At 26.3% G+C, this 13,948-nt stretch carries 11 protein-coding genes; 8 read left to right on the top strand and 3 right to left on the bottom strand.

Annotated elements, in window-relative coordinates; genetic code table 11:
- Position 1 precedes the first annotated feature (1 nt).
- The 5 genes from ABLL_RS13740 (at position 2) to ABLL_RS13720 (ending at position 5,671) form a co-directional block, all read left to right on the top strand.
- A complete protein-coding gene (locus tag ABLL_RS13740) occupies positions 2-883 on the top strand; it encodes an N-acetylneuraminate synthase family protein (protein WP_014475389.1) in 882 nt (293 codons plus the stop codon).
- 4 nt (positions 884-887) lie between these two features.
- On the top strand, positions 888-1,550 hold the full coding sequence (locus ABLL_RS13735) for a TylF/MycF/NovP-related O-methyltransferase (RefSeq protein WP_014475388.1): 663 nt from the start codon (positions 888-890) through the stop codon (positions 1,548-1,550).
- 2 nt (positions 1,551-1,552) lie between these two features.
- Positions 1,553-2,404: a class I SAM-dependent methyltransferase gene (locus ABLL_RS13730; protein ID WP_014475387.1), complete on the top strand. Its 852-nt coding sequence runs from the start codon at positions 1,553-1,555 to the stop codon at positions 2,402-2,404.
- Positions 2,401-3,564, top strand: a complete 1,164-nt coding sequence (locus tag ABLL_RS13725) for an acylneuraminate cytidylyltransferase (RefSeq protein WP_014475386.1) — start codon at positions 2,401-2,403, stop codon at positions 3,562-3,564. The genes ABLL_RS13730 and ABLL_RS13725 overlap by 4 nt, the downstream gene beginning before the upstream one ends.
- Positions 3,565-3,631: 67 nt before the next feature.
- Positions 3,632-5,671 (top strand): 6-hydroxymethylpterin diphosphokinase MptE-like protein, encoded by a 2,040-nt coding sequence (locus tag ABLL_RS13720; protein ID WP_014475385.1) that lies wholly within the window; start codon positions 3,632-3,634, stop codon positions 5,669-5,671.
- 53 nt (positions 5,672-5,724) lie between these two features.
- Here the strand turns inward: ABLL_RS13720 and ABLL_RS13715 are convergent, their stop codons facing one another.
- From ABLL_RS13715 to trmA, 3 genes are all read right to left on the bottom strand, one after another.
- Positions 5,725-6,573 carry a flagellin gene (locus ABLL_RS13715; RefSeq protein ID WP_014475384.1) on the bottom strand — a complete coding sequence of 283 codons (849 nt, stop codon included), beginning with the start codon at positions 6,571-6,573 and terminating at the stop codon, positions 5,725-5,727.
- Between the two features lie 177 nt (positions 6,574-6,750).
- Positions 6,751-7,599: a flagellin gene (locus tag ABLL_RS13710; RefSeq protein ID WP_014475383.1), complete on the bottom strand. Its 849-nt coding sequence runs from the start codon at positions 7,597-7,599 to the stop codon at positions 6,751-6,753.
- A 172-nt stretch (positions 7,600-7,771) separates the two neighbouring features.
- Positions 7,772-8,896, bottom strand: coding sequence for a tRNA (uridine(54)-C5)-methyltransferase TrmA (gene trmA, locus ABLL_RS13705; RefSeq protein WP_014475382.1), 1,125 nt, complete (start codon positions 8,894-8,896; stop codon positions 7,772-7,774).
- 172 nt (positions 8,897-9,068) lie between these two features.
- Between trmA and ABLL_RS13700 the strand changes: the two genes are divergently transcribed.
- The 3 genes from ABLL_RS13700 to glmU all read left to right on the top strand — a co-directional run bounded on the left by ABLL_RS13700 (position 9,069) and on the right by glmU (position 13,946).
- Complete coding sequence (locus ABLL_RS13700) at positions 9,069-10,640, top strand: helicase-related protein (protein ID WP_014475381.1); 1,572 nt, start codon at positions 9,069-9,071, stop codon at positions 10,638-10,640.
- A gap of 61 nt (positions 10,641-10,701) precedes the next feature.
- Entirely contained in the window at positions 10,702-12,636 is a 1,935-nt protein-coding gene (locus tag ABLL_RS13695; RefSeq protein WP_014475380.1) for an ankyrin repeat domain-containing protein, read from the top strand.
- Positions 12,637-12,647: 11 nt separating this feature from the next.
- Complete coding sequence (gene glmU, locus ABLL_RS13690) at positions 12,648-13,946, top strand: bifunctional UDP-N-acetylglucosamine diphosphorylase/glucosamine-1-phosphate N-acetyltransferase GlmU (RefSeq protein WP_014475379.1); 1,299 nt, start codon at positions 12,648-12,650, stop codon at positions 13,944-13,946.
- Positions 13,947-13,948 lie beyond the last annotated feature (2 nt).

The raw sequence follows: 13,948 nt of genomic DNA, 5'->3' as shown, positions 1-13,948 counted from the left end.
TATGAGTTTTAATTTTGATTATCAAGTACCAAAAGTAATTGCAGAGATTGGTTGTAATCATATGGGACAATTTGAAATTGCAAAAGAATTAATTGATTTAGCAAAACAAAATGGTGCAAAGTATGTAAAATTTCAAAAAAGAAATAATAAAGAACTTCTTACAGTTGAACAGTATAATGCTCCTCATCCTGTACCTGTAAATTCTTATGGTGATACATACGGAGCTCATAGAGAATTTTTAGAATTTACAAAAGAACAACACAAAGAGCTAAAAGTATATTGTGACAGCATAGGAATTAGTTATAGTACGTCAGTTTGGGATGTTACAAGTGCAAAGGAAATGATTTCTTTTAAACCAGAATTTTTAAAAGTACCTTCTGCTTGTAATAATAATTTTGATATGTTAAAAGTTTTAAGAGATGAATATAAAGGTCAAGTTCAATTGTCTATTGGTATGACTTCTAAAGAAGAAGTAGAAGAAATAGTAAAATTTTTTGAAGAATCAAACCAAGCAAAATCAAGACTTTTAATTTATTCATGTACATCAGGTTATCCAGTACCAGCAAAAGACGTAGCTCTTTTAGAAATAAATTGGCTTTATGAAAAATATAATAATAGAGTAAATGAAATAGGTTTCTCAGGGCACCATTTAGGTACAAATCTTGATATAGCTGCATATACATTGGGTGCAAGATGGATTGAACGACATTTTACAAAAGATAAAACTTGGAAAGGAACGGATCACGGTGCTTCTCTTGAACCAAATGAATTAAAAAATTTAGTTGATGGTTTAAATGAAACTTTTGAGGCATTACATTATAAAAAAGAAGAAATCCTTCCAATAGAACAAGTACAACGAGATAAATTAAAAAATAGAAAGTAAGAAAATGATATTAAATAATTTTGATACAACAAAAATGTTTGAATATGAAAATGGTTTTTATGCTACTTCAACTGAAGCAAGATTTGGGAAGTTATTATCACATTATGAATTGTATAAAAAAATTATAAATTTACCAGGAGATGTTGTTGAATGTGGTTTATTTAAAGGTAATTCATTTTTTAGATTTGCACATTTTAGAGATTTATTAGAATCAAAAAATTCAAGAAAAATTATAGGTTTTGATATTTTTGGTAAATTCCCAAAAACAGAATATGAAAATGATAAAAAATATTTAGATAATTTTATTTCTGGTGCTGGAGAAAGTAGTATAGAGTTAGATGAAATAGAAAAGATTATGAAATATAAGAATATTGAAAATTATGAATTTGTAAAAGGTGATATTAATATAACTTTACCAAAATACTGTACTGAAAATCAGCATCAAAAGATTTCATTATTACATATTGATACTGATATTTATGAACCAGCTGTTACTATATTAGAGAATATGTATGAAAGAGTTGTTTCAGGTGGAATTATTATTTTTGATGATTATGGTACTTTCCCTGGTGAAACAAAAGCTGTTGATGATTTTTTTAAAAATAAAAAAGAAAAAATCCAAAAACTTTCTTTAGGACTAACTCCTTCATTCATTGTAAAGGAATAAAATTGTTTTGTAATCTTTGTAAAAGTAAAGACTTCAAAAAACGAAATGGAACAGTTAGAGATAATAAAAATTTAGAAATTTTCGAGTGTACTGATTGTGGTTTAGTTTTCTTATCAGAAAACAATCATATAGATGAAAATTTCTATGAAAATTCTAATATGCACCAGTCATTTGATTTTTATAAATGGAGAAATGAAACTCTTGTAGATGATACAAGAAGATTTGAATTTTTGAAAAGTTCTCTGATAAATAAAAAAGTTTTAGATTTTGGAAGTGGAAATGGTGGTTTTTTAAAACTTACAAAAAATATATCAAAAGAAGTCTTAGGTGTAGAACTTGAAAAAGCAATAATCCCTTTTTATAAAGAAGAAGATATTCCTTTTGAAAATAATCTTGATAATATAAGTGATAAATTTGATATTATTACTTCTTTTCATGTTATTGAACATATAAAAGAACCTTTGAAAATATTAGATAAATTAAAAGATTTATTAAAAGATAATGGTAGATTGATTATTGAAGTACCAAATGCAAATGATGCACTTCTTACAATTTATGAAAATGAAGCATTTTCTAATTTTACTTATTGGAGTTGCCATTTATATTTATATACTCACCACACATTAAATCTTTTGGCAAAACAAGCTGGTTTTGAAGTAGAATTTATAAAGCATATTCAAAGATATCCGCTGTCAAATCATTTATATTGGTTAAGTAAAAATAAACCTGGTGGTCATGAAAAGTGGGGTAATTTTTTTGATTCTAAAGAATTAAATAGTGCATATGAAAATCAACTTGCAAGTTTAGGTGCAACTGATACTATAATAGCTTCTTTAAAAAAAGGAATAAAATGAATATAGCTTTTATCCCTGTTCGTTGTGGGAGTAAATCAATTCCTTTTAAAAATATAAAAGAGTTTTGTGAAAAGCCTTTAGTTTATTGGAATCTTGAAGCTTTAGAAAATTCTCAAAATATAGATAAAATTTTTGTAGCAACAGATTGTGAAGAAATAAAAAATGTGGTAAACAGTTTTAATTTTCTCAAAGTTGAAGTTTATGATAGGGATAAAGAAAATGCTACAGATTCTGCAAGTACAGAATCTGTAATGTTGGAGTTTATAAATAAGCAAGATTTCAAAGATAGTGATCTATTTTTTTTAGTTCAAGCAACTTCTCCTCTTACTCAAACAAAAGATTTTGATGAAGCATTAGAAAGATTAAAAAATGAAGATGCTGACTCATTACTTACTTGTATAAGGACAAAAAGGTTTTTTTGGGATAAAGATGCAAATCCTATAAATTATGATTTTCACAATCGTCCAAGAAGACAAGATTTTGATGGACTTTTTATGGAAAATGGTGCTTTTTATATAAATACTGTTTTTAATATTAAGAAAGATAAAAATCGTTTAAGTGGAAAAATTTCAATTCATGAAATGCAAGAATTTACAGCTGTTGAAATAGATGAAGAAGATGATTGGTTAATTGCTGAAAAAATGATGTACAAATATATACTTTCGAAAAGAAAAACAAATATCAAAATAAAACTTTTTTTATCAGATGTGGATGGAACTTTAACTGATGCAGGTATGTATTATGGTGAAAATGGTGAAGAGTTTAAAAAGTTTAATACTCATGATGGAAAAGGGTTTGAACTTTTACGAAAAGCTGGTATAAAAACAGGAATTATAACAAGTGAAAATACAAGAATAGTAGCAAATCGTGCAAAAAAACTAAAAGTTGATTTTTTATATCAAGGATTAGAATATAAAGGGAAGCTTGATATAGCAAAAGAAATTTGTAAAAAACTAAAAATATCTTTAGATGAAGTTGCTTATATAGGTGACGATATAAATTGTAAAGAATTACTTTCTCATGTTGGAATTGCAGCATGTCCTGCAAATGCTTTAGATGAGATAAAAAATATATCAAATATTATTAAACTCTCTAAAAGTGGAGGTGAAGGTGCTGTTAGAGAGTTTGTAGAGTTTATTTTGGGTAACATTATCAAATAATGTATACTTCTTGTGGAATTTTATTAAGTTTATATTATTATTACTCAAAATTTAAAGGTTGACTTTTATGATAGAAGCACAAATACAACTTCAAAATGCATTAATAACTACTTTTTTAGCAAATCTTGCTTTTCTGAGTGAATATGATAACGAGCTTTATCATAGAGTAGATGAACTTTCTCGTATGATAGAAAATGGTACATATCAAGAAAAATATGCATTAGAATTTATTATGGAAAATGGTGATTTTGATATATATGATATTGTAAATGATAAATATTTATATAATAAAAAACCTAAAAAAATAAATGATGATTTAGTTAGAAAAATAGAATTTGATGAAAAATTCTCAATATTTAATATTGAAGATTATTTTACAATAAAAACAGATTTTCCAATTGACGCAGAAAATAGATTTAATTTTGAAAAAATTATTGAATTTACGGCACTAACACAAAAGAATATGTTTGAATATTCAAATTCTTTAAAAGATTTTTTAGGAAACAAAAAAAAGAAACTAAAAAAAATTAAGAAATTTATATTTTTAGGAACATTATTAGGTCGACATATTCCAAGAATTGCAGAAAAAATAGATGCTGATATGTATTTGATTCTTGAAAAAAATATAGAAATATTTAGATTATCATTGTTTACAATTGATTATACTATTTTGGGAAATAAAGGTGCAATATTTTCTATAATGGACGATGATATTGATGAAGATAGAAAAATAAGAAAATTTATTGATATAAGTTTTTTAGATAATTATTTATTGAAATTTTCTACTACTAATATCAATATTGAAACGTATATAGATAAAATTCTTAGTTTGTTAGTTTCAAAAAAGCCAAATATATATGATTATAATAGAGAATTATATTCTTATGTAAATCGAGTAACTAAAGTTTTAAATAGTGAATATAGAACATTAATTATAAATCAGGTACAAGAAAAGTGTAATTTATTTGATGAAGTACCAGTGTTATATTTAGCCGCAGGACCATCCTTAGATGAAAATATTGAATGGATAAAAGAACATCAAAATAAATTTTTTATTGTAACAATAGGTGCTGCATATAAGAAGTTACTTTCAAATAATATTAGAATTGATATGATAACTACACTTGATGAAAATGTAGTTTTAAATGATATTCAATTTGATGATTTTAGTGTTTCAAAATTAAATAAAGAAACAATAATTTTAGCAAATAGTGCGACTAATTCAAAACTTTTAAAAAAATTAAAACCTTTTAATCTCTTTTTATATGAATCTCAAATTTGTTTTCATAAAGATAATATTTCATTAAGTGGGTTTAGTGTTGGAGAGGTTACATTAAATATATTATTAAAAATGAATATAAAAAATATTTATTTATTAGGATTGGATTTAGCCTTAAATCAAAAAACAGGTTTAACACATTCAGAAAATAGTGATTCGGGAATGAAGGTATATTATGATTTAGATGAAAAACAAAGTAGAGATACCTTTGGATTAAGAGATGGACTTATAAAAATAAAAGGAAATTTATTAGATGAAGTTAATACTACTTCTTTATTTTATATGTCAATAAGATATTTAAAAGATGTATTATCTACAAAAAATGAAAATATAAATATATATAATTTATCTTCTCATGGAGCATATTTTAATAATACTTCCCCTAAAAAAGTATCAGATATAAATATGAAAGAATTTAGTAGTATTGATAATCTTGAAAAAAGTCATTTTGTTGATTTTTTAGTAAATAATTCATTAACAAAATTAACTGAAGAATCTACTAACGAAATAAAATGTGATATAGATTTTTTAAAGCATTTTATGGAAAATAGAATCTATAATTTTAAGAATAGTGAATTTAAAAATTATGAAGAATTATTAAAAGAAGTTTTAGAAATTTTAAATCAAATAGAGAAATATAAATATAGTTTTATAAATTTAATTATGAAAAACTACTATCGTATATTATTCCCTTATTTATCATATCATTTTAATGATATAAAAGTAAAAGATGAAGAAAAAAAAATAAAAAAAATAAAAAAAATATTTGAAGAACAGATAGAAAATATTTTAAATGATTATATTTTATGCTTAGAAAGAATTTTATAAGATAAGAAAAGAGATTTTATATCTCTTTTCTTTTTTATGTAATAGGTTAAAACTTATTGTAAAAGTCTTAAAACATTTTGTTGAACAGAATTTGCTTGACTGATTGCATAAGAACCAGCTTGAGAAATAATGTTTTGTTTGTTGAAATTTGCAGATTCTTGTGCATAATCAACATCTCTGATGATAGACTCAGCAGCAGTAACGTTAGTAGCTTGAGTCATTAAGTTTCTAACCGCAGATTCAACTTGGTTTTGAGTAGAACCGATGTCTCCTCTATATCCATTTAGAGTAGTAATAGCATCATCAATTGTAGCTTGATATTGAGAAGCTAGTCCTCTTGTTAATGAATTAGTTGTTGTTAACGCTGCTAATCCAGATAAACCTAATCCAGTTACATTAGAACGAATAGCAACATTAGAGATAATATTATCAGCTTTTTCACCAATTTGGAATTTTAAACCTGCTGAAGAAGTTGAAGTTCCAGCTCCAGCTTGTAATAAAGTTGTTCCATTATAGTTTGTTTGTTTAGCAATATTATCTAATTGAGTTAAAAGTTTACTAATATCTTTTCTAATAGATTCTCTACCATCTTCTGATGTAGTATCAGTATTTGCTTGAATTAATTTAGCTTTAATAGTATCAAGAATATTTGATTGCTCAGCCATTGATTTATCAGCAATTTGAAGTAAAGAAACAGCAGAATTACCATTTGCAATACCTTGATTGATAGAAGTAGCTTGAGTTCTTAATTTATCAGCAATAGCTAAACCAGAAGCATCGTCAGAAGCTTTGTTAATTCTAAGACCAGTAGAAAGTTTTTCTAAAGAACTAGTAATTTTTTTAGTAGTATTTTGCGCAGCTTCTTGAGCTGTTAAAGATGAAACGTTAGTATTAATTCTCATAATAAATCCTTTTTATTTATGACACATTGCGATTTTACTCACAGCCTAAAACATTCTTGTATCACCAAGCATAAAGATGAAAGATTTTCACCTTTTCGGACTCCATTGAACCCTATGTAATATACAAAATTTTAAGTGATAACTTTTAAGTTATCACTTCTTATGATAATTAAAAACTTATTGTAAAAGTCTTAAAACATTTTGTTGAACAGAATTTGCTTGACTGATTGCATAAGAACCAGCTTGAGAAATAATGTTTTGTTTGTTGAAATTTGCAGATTCTTGAGCATAATCAACATCTCTGATGATAGACTCAGCAGCAGTAACGTTAGTAGCTTGAGTCATTAAGTTTCTAACCGCAGATTCAACTTGGTTTTGAGTAGAACCGATGTCTCCTCTATATCCATTTAGAGTAGTAATAGCATCATCAATTGTAGCTTGATATTGAGAAGCTGCTGCTCTTGAAAGAGAACTTGCAGCAGTTAATGCTCCTAATCCACCTAATCCTAAACCACTTACATTAGAACGAATAGCAACGTTAGAGATAACATTATCAGCTTTTTCACCAATTTGGAATTTTAAACCACCAGAACTTGCGTTACTTGTAGCAGAATCTTGTAATAAAGTTGTTCCATTATAATTAGTTTGTTTAGCAATATTATCTAACTGAGTTAAAAGTTTATTAATATCTTTTCTAATAGATTCTCTACCATCATCTGATGTAGTATCAGTATTTGCTTGAATTAATTTAGCTTTAATAGTATCAAGAATATTTGATTGCTCAGCCATTGATTTATCAGCAATTTGAAGTAAAGAAACAGCAGAATTACCATTTGCAATACCTTGATTGATAGAAGTAGCTTGAGTTCTTAATTTATCAGCAATAGCTAAACCAGAAGCATCATCAGAAGCTTTGTTAATTCTAAGACCAGTAGAAAGTTTTTCTAAAGAACTAGTAATTTTTTTAGTAGTATTTTGTGCAGCTTCTTGAGCTGTTAAAGATGAAACGTTAGTATTAATTCTCATAATAAATCCTTTTTATTTATGACACATTGCGATTTTACTCACAGCCTCAAACATTCTTGTCACTTAATAAGTTTCAAGCATAGAGAAGAAAAATTTTCATCTCTTCGGAATCCATTGATCCCTAATCTTTGTATTGAAATTATGACACTACAATTCTTAAAATTAGATTAAATCAATAAATCTTTTTCAAAATTACACCACTTTCTATATGATTTGTAAAAGCAAATTGATCAAATAGTGCAAATCTTACGATTTCATGGGTTTTTGTTAATTCTTCTAAGTCTCTATGTAAAGTTTTAGGGTTACATGAAATATAAATGATATTTTCAAAATCTTTTGCTAATGCTCTTGTTGTATCATCTAAACCTGAACGTGGTGGATCCATAAAAATAGTATCAAAGTTATAATCTTTTAAATTTATATTTTTTAATCTATTAAATGGTCTTACTTCATTTAATGCTTGTACAAACTCTTCTGCACTCATTCTAATAAAACTAATAGTTTCTATATTATTTAGTTCACAATTTTTTAAAGCAGATTTAATAGAAGTTTTTGAAATTTCAGTTGCTAAAACTTTGTGAAATTTTGTAGATAGTGGAATAGTAAAATTACCTCCACCACAATAAAGTTCACATAAATCTTTTGATGAATTTTCAATATTATTTAAAACCCATTCAATCATTTGAATATTTACATTTGTATTTGGTTGAGTAAAACCACCTTCTTGATAGGCAAATTTGAAATCTTTGTTATTTATATGTAATGTTTCATTTATTGACTCAGAACTCAGAACAATTTTTTGTTTTCTACTTCTTCCCATGATTTTGATATTCAGTGCTGACTCAATCTCTTTTGCTTTTTGGTTCCATTCTTCATCTAATTTTTTGTGATAAATTAAAGTTACAAGTAAATCTTTTGTAGTACTTCCTAAAAATTCAACTGCAAAAAGTTTGTAAGAAAGAATTAAATCTTTTTCTAGTTCAAATATCAGTTTTGGCATAATTTCTTGAATATGAGGACTTACCATTTCACATGAATCGATTTTTAAGATATTCTTTTTAAAATCATTCATCGCATAAGATAAAATTTCATTTCCATTTTCATCTTTATCCCACCAAATTCTAAATTCAGCACGATTTCTAAAATTTGACTCACTACTTTTGATAATATCAAATTCCATTGTTGTAAAGTTAGAAAATCTTTCTTTTTCCCTTTGAATTTTGTAGTTTAGTTGTTCTTCATAAGTTTTATCAAAAAGTGTACAAGATGCACAAATACCAAAATATTTACAATTCATTATGTTCCTTAAAATTAGATTCCCTAATTTTAAGGGAACCAATATGGTTTTATCTACTTTTTCACACAAAAATAAATTTTGTTAAAAGTAGCAAAATCCTAAAGAGTGCAACGAGTTGCACTTAAGATCTTTGTTTAATCTGATATTATATTCTATTGTATATAATACGCCTATGAAAGAAAATTGGCAAGAACAACTACAAACCTTATTAAACTGTGATTTAAAAACTTTATATCCATTAGCAAGAAGTCTAAATAGAAAACTAGAGTTTTATGTAGGACCTACAAATAGTGGGAAAACATATAATGCAATGCAAAAATTAAAAGAGGCAAATTCTGGACTTTATTTAGCACCTTTACGACTTTTAGCACTAGAAGGTTATGAAGATTTAAAAGAATCAAAAATAAATGCTTCACTTATTACTGGTGAAGAACAAATGTTAGATGAAGAAGCTGCACATGTTTGTTCAACTATTGAAATGTTAGATTTTGACTTAGATGTTGATGTTGCTGTTATTGATGAAGTTCAAATGCTAGAAGACCCTGATAGAGGTTGGGCTTGGGTAAATGCAATTATTGGATGTCCTGCAAAAAAAATAATTATGACAGGAAGTGTAAATGCTCTTGATGCTATAAAAAGAATTGCAACTTATTTGGGTGAAGAGTTAGAAATCATAAAACATCAAAGAAAAAATGAGTTAAAAGTTTTACCAAAATGGACTTCTTTAGAAAAACTTGAAGATGGAACAGCATTGATTGCCTTTTCAAGAAGTGATGTTTTAAAATTAAAACAAAAATTGCAAAAGAAATATTCTGTTTCTGTTATTTATGGAAATTTATCTCCTGAAGTAAGACGAGATGAAGCAAAAAGATTTAGAGAGAAAAAAACACAAATTCTAATTGCAACAGATGCAATTGCAATGGGATTAAATCTTCCAATTAAAACTATTTTATTTACAACAGATGAAAAATTTGATGGAAAGAGTAGAAGAAAAATAACAGTTAATGAAATAGTACAAATAGCTGGTCGAGCAGGAAGATATGGACATTTTGAAGCTGGATATTTAGGTGCAACGAGAAGAGATGTTTTAGCTTATATAGCTCAAGAGTTTGAATCTCCAATTAGAACTATAAAACCGCCATTTAAAGTAAAAATAAATAACAATCAATTAGAAAGCTTAGCAAGTCATATAAAAACAAACTCTTTAACAAAAGTATTAAAGTTTTTTGCTGATAATATGTATTTTTCAGGACCTTTTAGAGCTGCTAATATTTCATCTATGCTTGAAGCTGCAAAGATAGTTGATACAAGATTTAATTTAAAACTTGAAGATAAATATCTTCTTGCTCAAGCTCCAATTACGACAAAATCAACAATTATTTTACAAGCTTATGAATCATACATTGCAAGCGTGATTAAAAAAAGAGTTTGTCATTATAAACCTTCAATTACACTACCTAAAAAAGCAATCACTCAAAAAGATTTGCTTTTAGTAGAAGATGAGGTTAAAAAAATCTCTTTATATTTATGGCTTTCATATAAAATGCCTGAACTTTTCCCAGACCATGATAAAGCTTATATTTTAAGAAATTCGTTTAATAGTTTTATTGAAAAATCTTTAAAAGGAAATTTGATTGAAGAAGATAATTCTGAAAAATCATATCCTAAAAAAAGATTTACAAAAGAGAAAAAAGAAAATAATATGAAAAAAAATTATAAACCAAGAAGCAGAAAAACAATTTAATAAAAAATTAGCTAAAATGTAAAGTTTAATAAAAGTTGCAAAGATATAAAGGAATATTTTAGTGTTTAATTTTTTTAAGGTAAATGAAGACCTTTTTTATAAAGAGTTATTCTCTGAAAATTTAGATGTTAGCAAAATTCAAAGATACATAAATAGAGGAATTGATTTAAATAAAAAAGATGAAAAAGGGCGTTCTATACTTTTTTCATTAGTTGCTAAGAAAAAATTAGATGCAATTAAAATTTTATTGTTAAATGGTGCAAATATAAATTTAGAAGATACTTATGGAAAAACTGTTTTAGATGAAGCTTGTGAAAGATCTGACGGTATGATGGTTAGATTTTTAATTGAAAATGGTTTCGATATAAATAGAAAAAATAGTTCAGGTAGAACAATTTTACAAGATATTGCTTTACTTGGCAATCAAAAAATGTTCCAAATCTTAATGACATATAATCCTGATTTTGATATAAAAGATAGTTATGGAAAAACCGTTTTATTTGATGCTGTTGAAGGTGAAAATTTAACTATTTTAAAAGATGTTGTAAATAACTTAGATAGTTTAAATACATTGGATGAAAATCATCAAACCGCACTTTTCAGGGCAGTTTTAAAAGATGATATAAATATATCTTCAACTTTGATTTTAAATGGTATCAATGTGAATTTTTTAGATAAAGATGGACAGAATGTTCTTTTTAATGCTATTTTACAAGGGGCTAAAAATATACCTTTAATAGAACTTCTTGCTAAAAAAAATATAAATATGAATATTGTTGATAATCATAATAAAAATATTATCGATGAACTTTTACATATTGTTGATTTACAAAAAAATGGACCAAAAGATTTAGAAGGTAAATATAAATTAATTACTCCTGATAAGGATTATTTACCTTTAGCACTTTTATTTATAGATAACGGTTTAGAAATTGATAAAATTCATGAAGATGGAAAAACAACACTTCAAAGAGAAATAGAAAATAAGAATTTTTCAAATGCAGAATTTTTAGTAAATTGTGGTGCAAATGTAAATGTAAGTGATGAAAATAATAAAAATATCATTTACAAAGAGATTTTAAAAGGTTATTCAAACTACAAAATGATGGATTTTTTAGTATTAAAAGGTGCAAATCTTGATGCTAGAGATTTAGATGAAAAAAGTGTAGTTGATGATATCGTAGAAATTATTGCAATTAATAAAGGTTTTAAAAAACCAAATCCTCAATTAACCCTTTATATAAAAGAAGATGAAAAGTATGATGTTTTACTTAAAAAAGTACTAACCTATCGACCAAATATTGAAACACAGAGATTAGATGGAAAAAATATTTTATTTGATTTAGTTTTATATAATGATTTTGATACATTAAGAACAATTATAAATTATGGTGTAAATTTAAATATTTCAGATAAACATGGTTGTACACCTTTGATGTATATGGTTGAAGAAGGATTGAAACTAAAAGATAAAAAAGATAGAGAAGCTTTTGTTGAAAGATTAGTAAATTTTTTAAAATATAGAATAAACATTGATATTCAAGATAATGATGGAAGAACAGTTATTCATAAAGCTGTAATTGCAAATGATTTAACAGTTGTTGAAAAATTGCTTACAAAAAAAGCAGATTTAACGATTAAGGATATTCATGGAAGAACAGCACTTCATCATACTCAATGGCATGGAAATTATAAAATTGCACGTTGGTTAATTGCCGCTGGTGCAGATATGAATCAACCAGATAATTCAGGTTTTACTTTACTTAATTATGCGGCAATTTTTGGGCATGCAAGATTGGTTGTAGCATTGGTGGCTTCTGGAGTTTTAATGTATAATAGAAATCCAAAAAATAGAAAAGTTGCACAATTTTTCAAAGATAGACAGAAAAATTTAGATAAATTGGTAAGTGCAAATATAAGTGATACAAAAATGAAAAATGCTTTAGAAGAAGTTGTAGAAAATTTAAAAAAAGAGATAAATGAAGCTTTAGTTTAAGAAGGAAAAGAATGTTTAATAAATCAATAATTATACTTGCTGCTGGGCAAGGTACAAGAATGAAATCAGATACTCCAAAGGTATTACATAAGATTTCTGGAAAACCAATGTTATATTATTCAATAAAAGAGGCTTTAAAATTAAGTGATGATATTACAGTGGTTTTATTTCATCACTTTGAAAAGGTAAAAGCAGAGATTGAAAAATATTTTTCAAATATAAATTTTGTAATTCAAGACCATAAAAATTATCCTGGAACTGGTGGAGCAGTTATGGGAATAACTCCAAAATATGAAAAAGTTTTGGTTTTAAATGGTGATATGCCACTTATTCAAGCAAGTGAATTAGAAAAATTTGAAATAAATGCAACTATTGTTATGTCTGTTTTAGAGTTAGATAGCGCAGATGGATATGGAAGAGTTATTATTGAAAATGGAAATGTTAAAAAAATAGTTGAACAAAAAGATGCAACACCTGAAGAGTTAGCAATAACAACTGCAAATGCAGGAATTTATCAATTTGAAACAAAATTTTTACTTGAAAATCTTCCAAAATTAAACAATAACAATGCTCAAAAAGAGTATTACATCACTGATTTAGTGGAAATGGCAATTTCTCAAGGAAAAGTTTTAAAACCACTTGTTGTAAATGAAGAGAATTTTAAAGGTGTAAATTCAAAAGTTGAATTAGCTGATGCTGAAGTGATTCATCAAAATAGAATTAAAAAAGAGTTTATGAAAGCTGGCGTTATAATGAGATTACCCGATACTATTTATATAGAAGAGGGTGTGCAAATTGAGGGTGAATCAATCATTGAAAATGGTGTATCACTTTTAGGAAACTCAAAAATTATAAATTCTCATATTAAAACTAACTCTGTTGTTGAAGACTCAATTGTAAAAGATAGTGATGTTGGACCAATGGGAAGAATCAGACCAGGTAGCCAGCTAAATAAAACTCATATTGGAAACTTTGTAGAGACAAAAAAAGCTATTTTAAATGGCGTAAAAGCAGGGCATTTATCTTATCTTGGAGATTGTTCTATTGATGAGGGAACAAATATAGGATGTGGAACAATTACTTGCAATTATGATGGGGTAAATAAACATCAAACGATTATAGGAAAAAATGTTTTTGTTGGAAGTGACACACAATTTGTTGCACCTGTAAATATTGAAGATGATGTATTAATTGGAGCTGGTTCAACTGTAACAGGAAATGTTAAAAAAGGTGAATTGTATCTTACACGTGCAAAAGCAAAAACTATTGATGGTTATTTTTATAAACATTTTTCAAATAAAAAGAAGTAAAA

Source organism: Arcobacter sp. L, from assembly GCF_000284235.1.
GTDB lineage: Bacteria > Campylobacterota > Campylobacteria > Campylobacterales > Arcobacteraceae > Aliarcobacter > Aliarcobacter defluvii.
Note: the sequence above shows the minus strand (reverse complement) of the source record. Positions and strands in the feature narration are given on the sequence as shown.

Excerpts from the sequence above, each read along its gene's own strand:
- ABLL_RS13740 (WP_014475389.1), top strand. The coding sequence starts at position 2 with ATGAGTTTTAATTTTGATTATCAAGTACCAAAAGTAATTGCAGAGATT.
- ABLL_RS13735 (WP_014475388.1), top strand. The coding sequence starts at position 888 with ATGATATTAAATAATTTTGATACAACAAAAATGTTTGAATATGAAAAT.
- ABLL_RS13725 (WP_014475386.1), top strand. The coding sequence starts at position 2,401 with ATGAATATAGCTTTTATCCCTGTTCGTTGTGGGAGTAAATCAATTCCT.
- ABLL_RS13720 (WP_014475385.1), top strand. The coding sequence starts at position 3,632 with ATGATAGAAGCACAAATACAACTTCAAAATGCATTAATAACTACTTTT.
- ABLL_RS13715 (WP_014475384.1), bottom strand. The coding sequence starts at position 6,573 with ATGAGAATTAATACTAACGTTTCATCTTTAACAGCTCAAGAAGCTGCG.
- ABLL_RS13710 (WP_014475383.1), bottom strand. The coding sequence starts at position 7,599 with ATGAGAATTAATACTAACGTTTCATCTTTAACAGCTCAAGAAGCTGCA.
- trmA (WP_014475382.1), bottom strand. The coding sequence starts at position 8,896 with ATGAATTGTAAATATTTTGGTATTTGTGCATCTTGTACACTTTTTGAT.
- ABLL_RS13700 (WP_014475381.1), top strand. The coding sequence starts at position 9,069 with ATGAAAGAAAATTGGCAAGAACAACTACAAACCTTATTAAACTGTGAT.
- glmU (WP_014475379.1), top strand. The coding sequence starts at position 12,648 with ATGTTTAATAAATCAATAATTATACTTGCTGCTGGGCAAGGTACAAGA.